The organism is Sphingobium sp., assembly GCF_049304695.1.
Classification (GTDB): domain Bacteria; phylum Pseudomonadota; class Alphaproteobacteria; order Sphingomonadales; family Sphingomonadaceae; genus Sphingobium.
The window spans coordinates 73437-90068 of sequence record NZ_JBAQOK010000061.1; the positions used below are offsets into that span (position 1 = coordinate 73437).

At 63.7% G+C, this 16632-nt stretch carries 17 protein-coding genes; 7 read left to right on the forward strand and 10 right to left on the reverse strand.

Annotation, left to right across the window (positions count from 1 at the left end; genetic code table 11):
• The first annotated feature begins 41 nt into the window (after positions 1–41).
• Positions 42–1415, forward strand: coding sequence for a glutamate--cysteine ligase (locus WA070_RS10140; RefSeq protein WP_422633852.1), 1374 nt, complete (start codon positions 42–44; stop codon positions 1413–1415).
• Between the two features lie 36 nt (positions 1416–1451).
• On the opposite strand, the gene WA070_RS10145 is transcribed toward WA070_RS10140, so the two are convergent.
• Positions 1452–2126 carry a YggS family pyridoxal phosphate-dependent enzyme gene (locus tag WA070_RS10145; protein WP_422633853.1) on the reverse strand — a complete coding sequence of 225 codons (675 nt, stop codon included), beginning with the start codon at positions 2124–2126 and terminating at the stop codon, positions 1452–1454.
• A gap of 23 nt (positions 2127–2149) precedes the next feature.
• On the opposite strand from WA070_RS10145, the gene WA070_RS10150 reads away from it, so the two are divergent.
• Positions 2150–2731: a thiamine phosphate synthase gene (locus WA070_RS10150; RefSeq protein WP_422633854.1), complete on the forward strand. Its 582-nt coding sequence runs from the start codon at positions 2150–2152 to the stop codon at positions 2729–2731.
• Here WA070_RS10150 and WA070_RS10155 read toward each other — a convergent pair.
• The 3 genes from WA070_RS10155 to ruvA form a co-directional block, all read right to left on the reverse strand.
• The gene (locus tag WA070_RS10155; RefSeq protein WP_422633901.1) at positions 2719–4464 is read right to left on the reverse strand and encodes an AMP-dependent synthetase/ligase; all 1746 of its coding nucleotides are present in this window, start codon (positions 4462–4464) and stop codon (positions 2719–2721) included. The genes WA070_RS10150 and WA070_RS10155 overlap by 13 nt on opposite strands.
• 138 nt (positions 4465–4602) lie before the next feature.
• Positions 4603–5625, reverse strand: coding sequence for a Holliday junction branch migration DNA helicase RuvB (gene ruvB / locus WA070_RS10160; RefSeq protein WP_422633855.1), 1023 nt, complete (start codon positions 5623–5625; stop codon positions 4603–4605).
• Complete coding sequence (gene ruvA / locus WA070_RS10165; protein WP_422633856.1) at positions 5622–6227, reverse strand: Holliday junction branch migration protein RuvA; 606 nt, start codon at positions 6225–6227, stop codon at positions 5622–5624. Before ruvA ends, ruvB begins: the two co-directional genes overlap by 4 nt.
• A 129-nt stretch (positions 6228–6356) precedes the next feature.
• Between ruvA and WA070_RS10170 the strand changes: the two genes are divergently transcribed.
• Genes WA070_RS10170 through WA070_RS10180 form a run of 3 tightly spaced genes read left to right on the forward strand, consistent with a single transcriptional unit; the run spans position 6357 to position 8973 of the window.
• Positions 6357–6932, forward strand: coding sequence for a peptidase S14 (locus tag WA070_RS10170; RefSeq protein ID WP_422633857.1), 576 nt, complete (start codon positions 6357–6359; stop codon positions 6930–6932).
• A 44-nt stretch (positions 6933–6976) separates the two neighbouring features.
• On the forward strand, positions 6977–7615 hold the full coding sequence (locus WA070_RS10175) for a DUF1345 domain-containing protein (protein WP_422633858.1): 639 nt from the start codon (positions 6977–6979) through the stop codon (positions 7613–7615).
• 56 nt (positions 7616–7671) lie between these two features.
• A complete protein-coding gene (locus WA070_RS10180) occupies positions 7672–8973 on the forward strand; it encodes a methyltransferase family protein (protein ID WP_422633859.1) in 1302 nt (433 codons plus the stop codon).
• A gap of 36 nt (positions 8974–9009) precedes the next feature.
• Here the strand turns inward: WA070_RS10180 and WA070_RS10185 are convergent, their stop codons facing one another.
• Together WA070_RS10185 and pdeM are read right to left on the reverse strand one after the other, a co-directional pair.
• On the reverse strand, positions 9010–11832 hold the full coding sequence (locus WA070_RS10185; RefSeq protein WP_422633902.1) for a TonB-dependent receptor: 2823 nt from the start codon (positions 11830–11832) through the stop codon (positions 9010–9012).
• A gap of 188 nt (positions 11833–12020) precedes the next feature.
• Positions 12021–12680 carry a ligase-associated DNA damage response endonuclease PdeM gene (gene pdeM, locus WA070_RS10190; protein ID WP_422633860.1) on the reverse strand — a complete coding sequence of 220 codons (660 nt, stop codon included), beginning with the start codon at positions 12678–12680 and terminating at the stop codon, positions 12021–12023.
• Between the two features lie 65 nt (positions 12681–12745).
• Between pdeM and WA070_RS10195 the strand changes: the two genes are divergently transcribed.
• Entirely contained in the window at positions 12746–13558 is an 813-nt protein-coding gene (locus tag WA070_RS10195) for a rhodanese-related sulfurtransferase (protein ID WP_422633861.1), read from the forward strand.
• Here WA070_RS10195 and WA070_RS10200 read toward each other — a convergent pair.
• Genes WA070_RS10200 through WA070_RS10210 form a run of 3 tightly spaced genes read right to left on the reverse strand, consistent with a single transcriptional unit; the run spans position 13546 to position 15327 of the window.
• Positions 13546–14208 carry a M48 family metallopeptidase gene (locus WA070_RS10200; protein ID WP_422633903.1) on the reverse strand — a complete coding sequence of 221 codons (663 nt, stop codon included), beginning with the start codon at positions 14206–14208 and terminating at the stop codon, positions 13546–13548. The two genes, WA070_RS10195 and WA070_RS10200, sit on opposite strands and share 13 nt — an antisense overlap.
• A 40-nt stretch (positions 14209–14248) precedes the next feature.
• Positions 14249–14686, reverse strand: coding sequence for a YcgN family cysteine cluster protein (locus WA070_RS10205; protein WP_422633862.1), 438 nt, complete (start codon positions 14684–14686; stop codon positions 14249–14251).
• Positions 14674–15327: an SCO family protein gene (locus tag WA070_RS10210; RefSeq protein ID WP_422633863.1), complete on the reverse strand. Its 654-nt coding sequence runs from the start codon at positions 15325–15327 to the stop codon at positions 14674–14676. Before WA070_RS10210 ends, WA070_RS10205 begins: the two co-directional genes overlap by 13 nt.
• A 41-nt stretch (positions 15328–15368) precedes the next feature.
• Between WA070_RS10210 and WA070_RS10215 the strand changes: the two genes are divergently transcribed.
• Complete coding sequence (locus WA070_RS10215; RefSeq protein WP_422633864.1) at positions 15369–15980, forward strand: ankyrin repeat domain-containing protein; 612 nt, start codon at positions 15369–15371, stop codon at positions 15978–15980.
• 108 nt (positions 15981–16088) lie between these two features.
• On the opposite strand, the gene WA070_RS10220 is transcribed toward WA070_RS10215, so the two are convergent.
• Positions 16089–16604, reverse strand: coding sequence for an MmcB family DNA repair protein (locus WA070_RS10220; RefSeq protein WP_422633865.1), 516 nt, complete (start codon positions 16602–16604; stop codon positions 16089–16091).
• Between the last annotated feature and the right edge of the window lie 28 nt (positions 16605–16632).

Here is a 16632-nt window from a genome sequence, read left to right on the forward strand (position 1 = left end):
ACAATGTTTGACGGGCACTGGGGAAGCAGTAAGGGCGGATCATGAGCACGAGAACCGATACAGGGGACCATGATCCCGTCATCGAAAGCCGCGACCAGATGATCGCGGCTTTCGCCAACGGCGAAAAGCCCAAGGATCGCTGGCGCATCGGCACCGAGCATGAAAAATTCGTCTATAGCCGCAAGGATCATCATGCGCCCAGCTATCAGGAAAAAGGCGGCATCCACACGCTGCTGATCGGCCTGACCCGCTATGGCTGGAACCCGGTGTTCGAGGGTGAGAATATCATCGCCCTGTCCGGCGCCGATGGCACGATCAGCCTGGAACCGGCAGGCCAGCTCGAACTGTCGGGCGCGCCGCTCGACAATCTGCATCAGACCTGCGCCGAAACCGGCCGCCATCTGGAACAGGTGAAATATGTCGGCGACATGCTCGGCCTAGGGTTCCTCGGCCTTGGCATGTGGCCCGACAAGACGCGCGCTGAACTGCCGATCATGCCCAAGGGCCGCTATGACATCATGCTGCGGCACATGCCGCGCGTGGGGTCGATGGGTCTCGACATGATGCTGCGAACCTGCACGATCCAGACCAATCTGGATTATGGCAGCGAAGCGGACATGGTGAAGAAATTCCGCGTGTCGCTGGCGCTGCAACCGCTTGGCACCGCGCTGTTCGCCAATTCGCCCTTTACCGAAGGCAAGCCGAACGGCTTCCTGTCCTACCGCAGCCATATCTGGTCCGACACCGATCCGCAGCGCACTGGCATGCTGCCCTTCGTGTTCGACGACGACTTTGGTTATGAGCGTTATTGCGACTACGCCCTCGATGTGCCGATGTATTTCGTCTACCGCGACGGCAAATATATCGACGCATCAGGCCTCAGCTTCCGCGATTTCCTGAAAGGCGAACTGTCCGTCCTACCGGGTGAAAAGCCGACGGAAAAGGATTGGGAGGACCATCTGTCCACCGCCTTCCCCGAAGTGCGCCTGAAAAGTTTCCTGGAAATGCGTGGCTCCGATGGCGGGCCATGGGGTCGCATCTGTGCGCTACCGGCCCTGTGGGTCGGCCTGCTCTACGATCAAGGGGCGCTCGACGCCGCGTGGGATCTGGTCAAGGACTGGAGCATGGAGGATCGCCAGATATTGCGCGATTCCGTGCCGAAGCTGGGCCTCAATGCGCCGATCGGCGGCGGACGCACGCTGCGTGACATTGCCCGGCCCGTGCTGGACATCGCCCGGTCAGGCCTCACCGCACGCGGTCGGCTCAATGCTGCTGGCGACAATGAAACTGGCTATCTGTCCGATCTGGACGAAGTGGTCGCTTCGGGCAAGACGCACGCCGAACGGCTGCTGGATCGCTACCATGGCGAATGGCAGGGTGACGTCAGCCGCGTCTATGACGAGGAAAGTTTCTGAAACCAATGGGCGGGGTCACGCCAGCCCTTCCTTGCCTCAATCCCGCGCGCCGAACAACGCGCTGCCTACCCGAATGTCGGTCGCGCCCAGCATGATTGCCGTTTCATAGTCGCCCGACATTCCCATGGACAGCTGCTCCAGCCCTTCTTCCCGCGCCATCTTCGCCAGTAGCGCGAAATAGGGCGCGGCCTCCACGTCCGCAGGCGGCACGCACATCAGGCCAAGCAACGGAATGTCCGCATCGCGCGCCGCCGCGATCAGCGCAGGCGTATCGGCAATGGCACAGCCACCCTTTTGCGCCTCCGCCCCGATATTGACCTGAATATAGCAGGGGACGCGCTTGTCCGCCGCGTCCATCGCCTTGGCCAGCGCGGTCAATAGCGACGGGCGGTCGAGGCTGTGGATCACGTCGAACAAAGCGACCGCATCTGCGGCCTTGTTCGATTGCAACTGGCCCACCAGATGCAGCGCGATGTCGCCATAGGCTTCTTGCAGGGCAGGCCATTTATCCTGTGCTTCCTGCACACGGTTTTCGCCGAACACCCGCTGGCCCGCGTCGATCAGCGGAAGGATGGCGTCGGCCCCGTGCATCTTGGACACGGCGATCAGGGTGATGGCGTCGGCTGTGCGGTCGGTCAGGCGCGCAGCCCGGTCGATGCTTTCGCGCAGGGTGGCCAGCCGCTCTGCGGCTTCGATGGTGTCGGTCGTCATGCGCGCTGCTATAGGACAGGGTCATGCACGCCCGCCACCGCAAAAATCGCTCTTTCGCCGCCTTGCCGTCCCTGTGGCTGATGACCGATGAACGAGTGAGCGACGCGGCGATGCTCGCAGCCGTCGGACAACTGCCAAAAGGGTGCGCGGGCATCATCTTCCGCCACTATTCCATTCAGCCCAAGGCCCGGCGCGCGCTGTTCGACGCCGTGCGCGCCATCGCGCAACGGCGGCGGCTAACGCTACTGCTGGCGGGGAAAGCCCGCACGGCGATGGCGTGGCAAGCTGACGGATGGCATGGCCCAACGGGTCGCAAAGCGACAGGACGCATGTTCCATAGCGCCGCTGCACATGACGCAAAGGAGATACAGGCCGCCCGGCGCCACCACGCCGACCTTATCCTGCTGTCCCCGCTCTTCCCGACCCGCTCCCATCCCGGTGCGGCGCATCTGGGCCGTGTGCGTTTCGCTGCACTCGCGCGTCAGGCAAGGATGCCCGTCATGGCACTGGGCGGCGTAAACCACAGCCATCGGCATATGCTGCCCGGCATCGGCGCGGATGGATGGGCGGCAATCGACGGACTGACCGGGCCTTACCCCTTATAAAGCGCGTCCAGCCGGTCGGCATAGCGTTTGCGGATAACGTGGCGACGGATCTTCATCGACGGCGTCATTTCCTCATTTTCGATGGCGAACGGTTCATCGGCCAGGATGAAACGGCGCACCCGTTCCAGCACCGACAGGTCACCATTCACCCGGTCCACCGCCGCGCGCAACGCCGCCATATAGGCTGGGTCGGCCTCGACCCCCTCCACCGGCACGCCTTTCTCCTGCGCCCATTCCCGCGTCCATTCGGCGTCCGGCACGATCAGCCCAACCAGATAGGGCCGCCGGTCGCCGTGGACCATCGCCTGCCCGATCTCGCTCTGGAGCGTCAGCATCCCCTCGACCTTTTGCGGGGACACATTATCGCCCTTGTCGTTGACGATCAGGTCTTTCTTGCGATCGGTGATGCGGATGCGGCCCTTGCCGTCGATCTCGCCAATGTCGCCGGTGTGGAGCCAGCCGTCCTTCAGCACCTTTTCGGTTTCGGACGGATTGCGCCAATAACCGTGCATGACGAGTTCGCCACGCACCAATATCTCGCCATCCTCCGCGATCTGCACTTCCACGCCGTCCAGCGGCGGGCCGACCGTGTCCATGGCAATGCCCGCCGCCGGGCGATTGCAGCTGACGATCGGACCGGCTTCGGTCTGGCCATAGCCCTGCAACAGGATCAGCCCCATCGCGTCAAAAAACAGGCCGACATCGGGGTTGAGCGGCGCGCCACCCGACACCAGCGCCTTCATCCGCCCGCCGAACCGCGCGCGCACCTTGGGGATCAGCGTGCGCGACAGGATCAGCTTCATCGGCTTGTCGAGAATCGACCCCCGACCCTGCTGTTCCCGCGCTGCGATGCGCAGCGCCTGCCCCATCAGATAGGCGGGAAATTTGCCCTGCTTCTCGATCGACTTGATGATGCGGGCGCGCAGCACTTCGAACAGGCGAGGCACCACGACCATGATGGTCGGGCGCGCTTCCTCGATATTGCCGGCCAGCTTTTCCAGCCCTTCGGCATAATAGATCTGCCCGGCCAGCAGCATTGGCAGGAACTGGCCGCCGCTATGTTCATAGGCATGGGACAGCGGCAGGAACGACAGGAACACCTCATCACCCCAGCCAAAGTCCTGAGCGACCACCAGACCTGCGCCCTCAACGTTGGACAGGATCGACCCGTGATGCTGCATCACGCCGCGCGGTGCGCCGCCGGTGCCGCTGGTATAGATGATGCAGGCCTGATCGTTGCGGGTCGCGGTCTGCGCCAGCGCACATTGCCCTACATCTGCCGTTGCATGGGCCGCGATCAGGTCGCTCCACAGGTGGCAGCTGCACTGACCCTGCGCACCGCGCAGCGGCTCCATGCCAATGACGAAGCTCGCCTGCGACCGGACGACGGCGGGCATCAGTGCCTGGGCTAGTTTCGATGTCGAAACGATTACCGCCCGCGCGCCGCTGTCGGTCAATATATGTTGATGATCGCGCGTCGTGTTGGTGGTGTAGGTCGGCACGGTGATGCAGCCCGCCGCCATGATGGCCAGATCAGCGATGCAGAATTCCGGCCGGTTCTCGCTGACCAGCATCACCCGATCGCCCGGACGCAGGCCCAATGCCTTGAGCGCGGCGGTCAGCGATGCGACCTGTTGCGCGACCTCTGTCCAGCTTTGGCTATGCCACGCACCCTCGCTCTTGCGCCACAGGAAGGGCGCGTCGCACTTTTCGCCGGCGCGGGCGAAGAACATCGTAACCAGGTTGGGGAATTTCTCGATGGCCCGCAAGGCGCAACTCCTGTCTGTCCGGGCGCGTCTGGCGCACGCCTCCTTTAGTCAGTCCGCTATAGCTGCGCCTTGCTGTAACGGCCATGGCTTTTCAGCAGCCACCTAATCGAAGAGGCCGTTCTGCACATCCTGCGGCGGGTTAAGGCCCAGATGCTTCCACCCCGGCCCATTGAGGCAGCGGCCCCGCGCCGTCCGCGCGATCAGGCCCAACTGGATCAGATAGGGTTCGATCACTTCCTCGATCGTGTCGCGCGCTTCGGACAGCCCGGCTGCCAGCGTTTCCACGCCGACCGGCCCGCCGCGATAAATGTCGGCGATCATCATCAGGTAACGGCGGTCCATCAGATCGAGGCCCAACTGATCCACCTCCAGCCGCATGAGCGCCGCATCGGCGACCTTCGCATCCACGGTCGGCACGCCTGCCACATTGGCAAAGTCGCGCACCCGGCGCAGCAGCCGTCCCGCAATGCGCGGCGTCCCCCGCGACCGGCGCGCAATCTCCACCGCGCCATCGGACGTGACCCCCAGGTCGAGCAGGCGCGCGGCGCGACGCACCACCAGTTCCAGTTCATCCACCGTATAAAATTGCAACCGCACCGGAATCCCGAACCGGTCGCGCAGCGGCGTCGTCAACAACCCCTGCCGCGTCGTTGCCCCCACCAGCGTGAAGGGCGGCAGGTCGATGCGCACGGATCGCGCCGACGGCCCCTCCCCGATCATCAGGTCGAGCGCGCGGTCCTCCATCGCCGGATACAGCACTTCCTCGACCGCTGGGCTGAGCCGGTGGATTTCGTCCACGAACAGGACGTCACCGGGTTCCAGATTGGTGAGCAATGCGGCCAGATCGCCTGACTTGGCGATGACCGGGCCGGACGTCGCGCGAAAGCCCACGCCCATTTCCTTGGCGACGATCTGCGCCAGCGTCGTCTTGCCCAATCCGGGTGGGCCAAAGAACAGCACATGATCGAGTGCTTCCCCCCGCGCTTTGGCCGCCTGAATGAAGATTCGCAGATTGCCGCGCGCGGCTTCCTGTCCGATAAATTCGTCCAGCGACTTGGGGCGCAACGCCGCGTCCACATCCTCGATCCGGCGGGCCGGAGTCATCAGGCGGTCGTCGTCGCTCACTTGGCCGCCTTACGCAACGCCATGCGCACCAGCGCGTCGAGCGAGGCAGCGTCGCCCAGTTCGTCGACGGCGGCGGCAACGGCAACGCTGGCCTCATGCGGTTTGAAGCCCAGATTCTGAAGCGCGGACAACGCGTCGGCACTATGGTCGCCAGGCGGCAGCGCGACGACGCCCACGCCGATCGGGCCGCCAGCGGGCGCAGTGCCGATCTTGTCCTTCAATTCATTGACGATCCGCTGCGCCAGTTTCGGCCCCACGCCATTGGCGCGCGCGATCATCGCCTTGTCCCCCGCCGCCACGGCGCGGTGCAGTTCAAGCGGTTCGAGTGCGGACAATATGGCCAGCGCCACACGCGATCCCACGCCCTGCACATGGGTCAGCAACCGATACCAGTCGCGTTCCTCCGCACGGGCAAAGCCGACCAGCCGGATGGAATCCGCCGCGACCAGCATTTCGGTATGGATGGTCACCGCTTCCCCCACCGGGCCAAGCGCCGCCAGCGTGCGGGACGACGCACCGACCAGATAGCCGACCCCGCCCACATCAATGATGGCATGGTCGATGCCGCTACTGTCCAGCCGCCCTTTGAGTTTCGCGATCATGCCCGCCATCCCTTGGTCATGATCTGTTCCTTACGGGTGTCATACGACAGGCGCCAGTCAAAAGCGCGGCACCTTTTTGCAGGCTCGTGCGTAATCCTGCCCGACTGCCCGACACACAGGAATAATTGCATGTTCGCCACTGCGCCGCTTCTTACCGCCAAGGATTTCGAATTTCCCGCGATCATGCTGTCAGGCGCGGTCGATCATGGCATGTATCTGCATTTCAAAAAGTGCCTGTCCACCGCATCGCAAACGGGGCTGGTCGTCGTCGAACTGTCTACCTTAGGCGGCGACCCGGAAATCGCCCGGCTGATGGGGGAGGATATTCGCTTTCATTCGGATCTCTATCCCGAACGGCGGCTGGTGTTTCTGGGCCGGACTGCGGTCTATTCGGCGGGAGCGACCTTCATGAGTTTTTTTGCGGCGGAAAACCGCTATCTGACGCGCGGCACCCGGCTGATGATCCACGAGCGAGTCATCACAAAGAAAATCCAACTCGCCGGACCGCTGTCCACATGCATAGCGACCCTCAAGGCAACCCTGAACGAGATCGAATCATCCATCGCTATCCAGAATGAAGGATTTCAGAACCTGATCCTGGGATCGCAGATCACGATGGACGAATTGCTGAAAAAAGCGCCGGAAAACTGGTATCTGGAAGCCAATGAGGCGCAGGCGCGCGGGCTGATCGCCTCCGTCCTCTAAACGCGGCTTGCAAGGGCAGTTCTTTTGCGTCTTTGATGATCGCCATGGCCCGTTCGTCCGCTTCCCTGCCGATTTTCCCATGGCGTTACGGCATGTTTCTGGCGCTGCTGGCGACCATGGCGCCGCTGGCGCTGGTTCTGCCATGGCATGAGGCGGTGATGGCGGGGTTCGACATCGCCGCCCTCGCTTTCTTCGTGTCCGTCGTCCCGCTCATCGATTCCAATCCAAAGGCGATGCGTGCCAAAGCGGCGGCCAACGACGCCAATCGCAACCTAATGCTGCTATTGACCGGCATCGTCAGTCTGGTCGTCCTGATCGCCGTGGGGGTGGCCGTCGGCCAGCATGGCGGGGCCAAGGCGTCCGCCGTCGCGCTGCTGCTATCCACATTGCTGATCGCATGGACATTTTCCAATCTGGTCTACGCCATGCATTATGCCCATAATTATTATCTGCCGGGTCCAGCGGGCCAGGATGGCGGCGGGCTGGATTTTCCGCAGACCGATGAGCCGGGCTATTGGGATTTCCTCTATTTCGCCTTCACATTGGGCATGACGTTCCAGACGTCCGACACGGCCATCACGGAAACGACGATGCGGCGCACGGCGCTGTTCCAATGTTTTGCCGCTTTCCTGTTCAATCTGGGCATATTGGCGTTCACCATCAACGTGCTGGGCGGCGGCTGAGCGACGGGAAGCAGGCTTTCACCGCTTGCTTACCATTTTTCGCTACAGCATCCCCCATGCCCGCACCCCATGATCCATGCCCCCCATCCGCCGTCAGCCATGGCGTAGGTATCGCGGGGATGGCGGGGCTGGCCCTCTGGACGCTGGTGGCGCGCCATTATGGCATGAACGGTCCCAACGCCGGTTTCGCCGCCGTCGTCGCCTGCGGCCTGCCAATGGTGCTGTGGTCGCTGATCGTGGACAAGGTGCATCGCAACGCATCGACCGGCATCGACTGGCAAGCCCCCTCCCGCGCCGTGCGCGACATCTGGCGCGTCAGCGCGGTCAAGATCGTCGGCCTTTGGGCGACATGGGGCGCCATCGCCCTCTTCTATTGTCTGGCGCGCTGGTACTGGAGCGGCAATTACCGATTTTCCATGGATCTGTTCACCGCTGCTGCGCCGTGGCTGCTGATCGCGTCAATCCCCTACATCCTGTGGATCGACCGGCATCTGGTCGAACCGCGCGACGGCGCTCACGCCTTTGGCCAGTGGGTCATCGGCGGCGCGTCGGGCGCGCCCGACATGATACAGGTCGCCCATCACGCGCGCGCATGGGCGGTGAAGGGCTTCTTCCTCGCCTTCATGGTCTCAATCGTACCGGGCAATTTCGCCAGCGTCGTGGATTGGCGGATAGAAGACGCGCTGGCCCATCCGGTTGCGCTCGCCGGGTTCCTGATCGCAGTCATGTTCATGATCGACGTGTGCCTGGCGACGGTCGGCTACATCCTGACGTTCAAACCGCTCGATTCGCACATCCGCACTGCCAATCCTTATCTTGGCGGATGGCTGGCGGCTTTGATCTGCTACCCGCCCTTCGTGCTGATGGGCGCTGGCGGGCCGCTCGATTATCATGCGGGCGGCGCGGAGTGGGATCATTGGACGCAGGGCGCACCAGCGCTGCAATGGCTGCTGGGCGGCTGGCTGGTGTTGCTGACCGGCGTCTACGCCTGGGCGACGGTGGCGTTCGGCCTGCGCTTTTCCAACCTGACCCATCGCGGCATCTTGACGCACGGTCCCTATCGCTGGACGCGGCACCCGGCCTATCTGTCGAAGAATCTCTTCTGGTGGTTTTCCGCCCTGCCCTTCCTGACGGTCAGCGGATCGACCACCGACATGATCCGCAACTGCACGATGCTGGCGCTCACCAACGCCGTCTATTACTGGCGCGCCAGGACCGAGGAGCGGCATCTGTCCGCCGACCCGGACTATCGCGCCTATAGCGCATGGATGGACCGCAACGGCCCGGTGCCGCGCGTCGTTGCATGGATCACAGGTCGCAAACCGGCCGAACCGGCGGTAGCCCAGCCAGCGGAATGAAGGTCCGCCTCATGAGGAGACGGACCTTTCCTTCGATCAGAAACTCCCACGCAGCGTGATGCCATAGGTGCGCGGTTCGGCCAGATAGGCGGAGATCAGCTGGTTCGCCATCGGCGCGCCGCCCGCAAACTGGCCAGTGGTCGATGTCGCCGGGCTGCTCGATTGCAACGGGCTGCTGAACGCGACCTGGGTATAATTCTGGTTGAAGATATTCTGGCCCCAGAATTCGACCGCCCACCGCTGGTTGGGTCCACGGATGCCGATGCGCGCATTGGCGATGGCATAGCCATCCTGCCGCTTTTCGGGGAACAGGTCGGACCCGGTATTATAGTCGCTGGTCATGCGCCCATCGATGTAGAACAGCGCCGACAGACCGCTCGACCCCAGTTCCGGCGTCCAGGCGAAGCTGGCCGTCGTCACCATCTTGGGCGCGTTGCTATTGATGGAGCCAGGCAGCAGGAACAGCGCCGGGTCCAAAGGCACCGCTCCATTGCCGCTGCCCACCAGCCGGTTGGCGAACTTCGCCTCCGCATAGGTAAAGCCGCCGGACACGCGCACGTTGCGCACCGGGCTGGCCGTCAGTTCCAGTTCGACGCCCTGACTGGTCAGGCCCGGCCCGACATCGCCCGAAGCGCAGGTCCGCGCCGCGCTCAGTGCGCTGTCGCATCCATTGATATTCTGCACGACGAAGCTGGTGCCGTTGAATGTGTTCAGCTGGAAATTCTTGAACTCCTGCCGGAACGCAGCGATGTTGGCGCTCCATTTGGGCTGGCTGTATTTCAGGCCGACTTCAAATGAATCCACCTTTTCCGCAGCAAAGCGCAGGCTGGCGACATCGGCGTTGCTGCGCGGTGCAAAGACGGCTGGCACGGCGTTCAGGCCGGTCGATCCCAACTGGAAGCGATCCAGATTGTATCCGCCCGCCTTATAGCCCTTGGAATAGCTGCCATAGAGCAGCAGGTCGTCGGTCGGCTTCCACGACAATACGGCGGTGCCGGAAAATTCGCCGTCGCTGATCTTGTCGTTGAGGTCGAGCGCGTTGAGGCTGGTCGATCCGTTACCCAGACAGCCGAGCGTCAGGATGCCGCCTGCCAGCGTCGCCGCGCTGCCCAGCGCCGGGTTGGTGGCGATGGGGGCAAGCCCCGGCTGCAGTGCCGCGCAGGTCGCGTTGTTGTTATTGAAATCGGACGAGAAGCGCTTGCTTTCATGGGTGTAGCGCAGGCCCACCGTCAGATCGAGCCGCTTCGTCAGATGGATGATATTGTGCGTGAACAGCGCCCAATTCTCACTCTTCTGCCGATAGAGCGAGGCGACGTCGCCGGTGCCGGACGGGATCGCAGCAAGCGCGCGCAGCCCGTTGCCAAGGCCGGTGGAAATGCCCGACGCCTGCGCATTGGCGATCGCGGTCGCCTGCGCGGCCGGTACGCCCTGCGCGATCAGGCTGGCGCGGATGGCCGGGGCAAGCCCGGCATTCAACTGCGCCTGCGTCCCGGTGATCAATGCCCCAGTGGCAAGACCGCTGCCGCATGCGGACAGTTGCGCCGCGCTGAAATTGCTGTTGACGCCCGCGCCCGCCATCAAACGGCACGCCGCAAAGCGCCCATAGTCCGCGCCGAACCGGACATTGTCCTGCAATGTCAGCCGTTCATTGGCGTAATAGCCGCCGACCAGCCAGTCGAGCGCCTCGCCGAAGGCCGAACCCTGCGCGCGCAATTCCTGCGTGAAGGTCTTGAACTGGCGATAGGTATTGGGATCGCGGTAGAGCAGGTCAGCGCGGTTATAGTCATAATCGCCATAGTCGCGGGACTTATAGTCGCGATAGGCGGTGATGCTGGTCAGCTTGACGCCGCCCATGTCATAATTGACCTCGCCCGATACGCCCCAGTCGCGCAGCTTGCTGACATAGTCGCGGCCCGGCGTGGTGGTCAGGTTGCGGTCATAGGGGTCGGCGGCAATCACGCTGCCCTGCCCTGCCAGAATCGCAGCGATCCGGTTGAACGGCGCATCGGTATAGCCACCCCCCGCCAGCGGTCGCCGTTCGCGCGATTCGGTATAGGCCGCGCCGCAGCAGCTTTCATCGCGATTGGTATAATCACCGATCAGCCGGATCGACAGCGCGTCATTGGGTTCGATCAATGCCTGTCCGCGCAGGAAGTAACGGTTGCGGTCGTTGGTATCGCCGACCTTGTTGCCCGCCGTATCACGCAGCGTGAAGAAGCCGTCGCGCTTGGACCATACGCCGTCCAGACTGAGTGCCACGCCTTCCGCGATCGGCCCGGTGACGCGGCCAGACAGCCGCCAATAATCATAATTGCCGTAAGTGATCTCGCCCTTCGCGCTGAACGTCCGCTCAGGCGCCTTGCTGATGATGTTGATCAGGCCCGCCGACGCGTTACGGCCGAACAGCGTGCCCTGCGGCCCGCGCAGCACCTCCACTCGTTCGATTTCGCCCAGTTCGTTGAGGCCCGCGCCGGTGCGCGATCGATAGACGCCGTCGATGAACACCGCGACGGAGCTTTCCAGACCTGGATTGTCGCCCACCGTGCCGATGCCGCGAATACGCGCCGACGCATTGGCTTCCGATCCGGTCGAGGACACCAGCAGCGAGGGCGCCAACTGGTTGAGCGTGCGAATATCGCTCGCGCCGCTGTTCTGCATCGCCTGCGCGCCCACGGCGGACACGGCGATCGGCACGTCGGACAGGGGGCTGGCGCGCCGCGTGGCCGTGACGATGATTTCGGATTCGTTGATGTCGGCGGCGGCCTGCGGCGCGACATTGTCCTGCGCCATCGCGGCGGACGCACCCAGGCTGAGTGCGATCATAGCGGCGGTCGATGCCCAACGGCTCTTGTCTGTCATGATGGTCATGTCCTCTCCTGGTCCGCACGGCTTTTTGCCATATCGAAACTCTGCGCGATTATGCTGCCACAGCAGGACGATGGCAATAGACCCCAGCATTTCCGCGACTTTTAATGAATCGGTAAGCGCGATCTTCATGACGCGTTGCACAAATACAACGGTCGATATCCGCTTTCCGTAACGTCGCTTTACGATAACGGAAAGCGGAGCAATCGGTCCGCGACCGGCACCAGCGCGCTTGCCCCCGGTCCCACAGCCCGCCGAATCTCTCCATGCCCCGCATCCAGCCCCCCGGTCAGCGCGCCGAGTGCCGGTAGAATCAGCTTCGTCGCCGATCCCACGAAGCAGCGCCGCGACACATGCCGTCCGCGCAGTGACAGGCGCAGCTTGGGATGGAAATGGCCGGAAATTTCGGGTCGCGGATCGTCCGCCACCGCTTCATGCCGCAACCATATGCCGCTCACCTGCGCCTCCGCCACCCGGCGTCCGCCCGGCATCTGCGCCACGCCAATGTCATGATTGCCGGTGATCCAGGTCCAGTCCAGCCGATCCGTCAGGGCATGAAGCCGATCGCGCGCACGCGGGTCCAGCCGTGCCGCGCCGCCCGCATCATGGAAACTGTCGCCCAATGACCAGACCGACTGCGCACCGGTGCGCTCCACCATCGCCTCGATCACGTCCAGCGTCGCTTCGCTGTCATGGGGTGGCAGGAACTGGCCGAAGCGCGCGAACCAGCTCGCCTTTTCAAAATGCAGGTCGGCAATCAGCAACGCGCGCTGGGCGGGCCAGTAAAGCGCCGCTTCGGGCAGGGCCAGAAAAGCGTGATCCGCGAACGAAAGGGGAACCATAGCCCTGCCTATGCGCGTTCGGGCCATAGCTTTCAAGACAAAGCGCGTGCCGCTATAGCCGCGCCATGTCCGCTTACACCGTAGCCGCCCTCTATCGCTTTGCGTCCTTCCCCGATCCGCAGACGATCGCCGCCGATCTGCGCACGCTATGCGCCACGCTGGGGACGTACGGCACGCTGATCCTGGCGACGGAGGGGATCAACGGCACGGTCGCTGGCGATGCGGACGCCATCGCCCGCCTCGTCGCCCATATCCGCGCCCTGCCCGGCTGCGCGGACCTCGACGTCAAATATTCCGCCGCCGACACCGCGCCATTCGGGCGCATGAAGGTGAAGGTGAAAGCGGAGATCGTGACGCTGGGCGTGGGCGATCTGGACCCGGCACATCGGGCTGGCACGCATGTCGACCCGGCCGCATGGAACGCGCTGATCGCCGACCCGGACACGGTGGTCATCGACACGCGCAACGCCTATGAGGTCGCCGTCGGCACCTTCGACCGGGCGATCGATCCTGCCACCGCCTCCTTCCGCGAATTTCCCGACTGGTTCGACCGCTTTGCCGCCGACCTGAAGGCGCAGGGCCGCACGCCCAAGATCGCGATGTTCTGCACCGGCGGCATCCGCTGCGAAAAATCGACCGCCTTGGTCAAGGCGCGCGGCTTCGATGACGTCTATCACCTGCGCGGCGGCATATTACGCTATCTGGAGGAAATGCCTGCAGCGGACAGCCGGTGGCAGGGCGACTGTTATGTGTTCGATGAACGAGTCGCCGTTGGCCATGGCCTGCAACCGGGCGATCATATCGTCTGCGCCGCCTGCGGCCTCGCGCATCGTCGCGACGCAGACCACCCCTGCCCGGCCACCAATCAGGCCGTGTAGCGATGCAGCCCCGCGCCATGGCTGCGCAGCCATGCGCGCGCTGGCCGGGGATCGGCCCCATATATCCGCGCATGAGCCGCATGGAACGCCGCGCTATGATCCATATGCAGCAGATGCGCCAGTTCATGCGCCACCGTCGCGCGCCGCACATGGGGTGGACACAGGATCAGCCGCCAGCTGTAGCGGATCGCGCCTGACGAGGTGCAACTGCCCCAGCGGGTGCGTGGATCGCCCACGCCCACCGACGCGACGATCAGCCCCTGATCGCGCGCGAGTTCATGGCTTTCGGTTTCCAGCACCGCCCGCGCCCGCGTGACCAGCCAGCGCATCACTCGCGCGCTCACAGACTCTGCCGCCCCGCCTAGCAGCAGCCGGTCGCCCTCCAGCCGGATCGTGCGCGTCGCGCCCGCGACCCAGCATATCTGGACGTCGCGTCCCTCCAGCGGAAAGACCGCGCCATCGTCCAGCCGGGTGATCGCGGGTTGCTGCGCCAGTTGCGCGCGCACCCAGCCTTCATGATCCTGCGCCCAGCCAAGCGCCCGTTTCAGGTTCCCCCGCATCGGCAACGATAGGCGCAATTCGCCGCGCGTGCCGTCCATCGTCAGCTTATACGCCCGCGCCCGTGCCGACCGGCGCACCCGCACCGGCATCGCTACGCCGTCGATCAGGATCGCGGCGCTGGATTCCGCTTCAGATTTCGCGGTCGACAAGATGGTTTTCCAGATCGCCTGCCTCCGACTCTGCTACCGTCCACCCCCGGATGGATTGCCGCGCACGATGCACCGCTTCCCGGTCGCCGCACACCAGATAATGCCAGTCCGGCAACGGCAGGCCGTCTTCGCGCAGGCGATAGGCGCATGTCCGGGGCAGCCAGCCGATCTGCTTGACCTTGGTCGGCGTCAACCGCACGCAATCGGGCACGAAGGTCCGGCGATTCTTGTAATTGGTGCATTGCGCGCTGTGCCGGTCGAGCAGGCGGCACGCGACGTTGGTCGGATAGATACGCCCCGTATCCTCATCCTCCGCCTTATGCAGACAGCATTTGCCGCACCCGTCGCACAGCGCTTCCCACTGCGCGCGGTCGAGCTGGTCGAGCGGCTTTTCCCAGAACGGCGTCACTTGACCCATTTTTCCAGAAAGGCGAGCACCTTGTCCGGCGCGCCTTCGTCCACATCCGGCGTCCCCGGATCATCCACCGGCACCAGCGCGACCGGCTTGCCGTCCGTGTCGAACAGATAGGGCGTCCGGCTGTGACCGACCTGATAGTCGGTGGCGCCGGGCTTCTGTTCGACATTATAGATGACGGCGAAATCTTTGGCGACCCTGGCGATCTGATCCTTCGTCCCCGTCAGGCCGATGAGGCGCGGGTGAAAGGCCGCGACATAGGTTTTCAGCACCGCTGGCGTATCGCGCGCCGGATCGACGCTGATCAGCATCGGCTGCACCCTGGCCGCCAGTGCAGGCTTGTCCTTCTCGAACCTGCCAAAGGCCTGCATGATGCGTTGCAGATCGACGGGGCACACGTCGGGGCAATAGGTGTAGCCGAAATAGACAAGGCGGTACTGGCCTTTGAAATCGTCCCACTGGACCGACTGGCCATTCTGGTTGGTCAGGGTGAAGGGCGCGCCGATCCGCGCGCCGACCAATTCGCCCTGTTCGCTGTTCCCGCTTGATGCATTGTCGCCAGCACCCATATTACAGGCGGCCAGCAGGCATAGAAGCGGCAGGGCGAAGGCGATCTTGGCTTTGTTCATGACAGGACCAGCCATGCCTTGCTAGGACATGATTTGCAAATGCAACGGGGCGCGCGATGACAAAGATGTGGAGCTTGGCTTTTCTGGGATCGATGGCGCTGGTGGCGATGACCCCCAATGTCGCGCAGGCCCAGTTTTCCGACAGTTATAACTTCCTCAAAGCCGTGAAGGACAAGGACGGGCAAAAGGTCACCGACCTGGTTCAAAAGCCCGGCTCCACCGTGATTAACAGCCGCGACGTCAACAGCGGCGAAAATGCGCTGCACATCGTCGTCACCCGTCGCGACCCGACCTGGCTCAGCTTCCTGCTGGCCAAGGGCGCAAACCCCAACCTGACCGACAATGACGGCAACACACCCCTGATGGATGCGGTGCAGGGCCGGTTCGAGGAGGGCGTGCGCACGCTGCTGAGTTTCAAGGCGCAGGTCGACAAGGTAAACAATAGCGGCGAAACCCCGCTGATCCGCGCCGTGCAGTTGCGCGACGTTGGCCTTGTCCGCCTGCTCGTGGCGCAGGGCGCAAACCCCGAACGCCGCGACGCCATCGCCGGCATGTCCGCCCGCGACTATGCCGAGCGTGACGGCCGCACTCCCGGCCTTATCGAAGCGCTCGCCGCCGCCAAAGCCAGCAGCGCTCCCAAGGGTCCAGTGCAGGGACCGGTGTTTTAACGCACCCCTATTCGTTCGCTTCGAGCGAAGTCGAGAAGCCTATAGCGCAGTGCCTGCGTTTCTCGCTTCGTTCGAAACGAACATTGCCCGTGTTAAGGTCATCATGCCCTAACCCCACCGGCCGCCCAGCTCTGCGGTATGGTCAGGATCGTTGATCGCCGTCAGCCGCCGCGCAGCGCGCCGGGCAAAGCGTAGCGTTTCCGCCTTGCGTCGCGCTGCGGCCAGCGGCTCCACCGGCGCGGGCCGCACCAGTTCCGCATCATATTGATCCGCCACGATCAGCCCGGTGCGTGTCGGCCACAGTGCATCGCTATCGAACGGGGTCAGGTCGAACCCCGCAGGCACCGCCCAGAAGAACCGGTCGCAATAATCGAAATAGTCAGGCCATTTCATGTCGCCCAGCAAATCGGCGCGACTGCATTTGATTTCCACGATAGTCAGCCGCCCGGCCCCGTCGATCGCCATGATGTCGGCGCGGCGGCCATTGGGCAGCGGCACTTCCATGATGCCGCTCATGTCATGACGGAAAAATAGCCGTAGCGTCCCGCGCGCCACGGCCAGCGCCGTGCCATCCGTCAGGGGCGAACAACCGTCCGCTACGAGAGTATCAACCGCATCATTCATGCCGCGACATTAGAACATGAAGGGAACA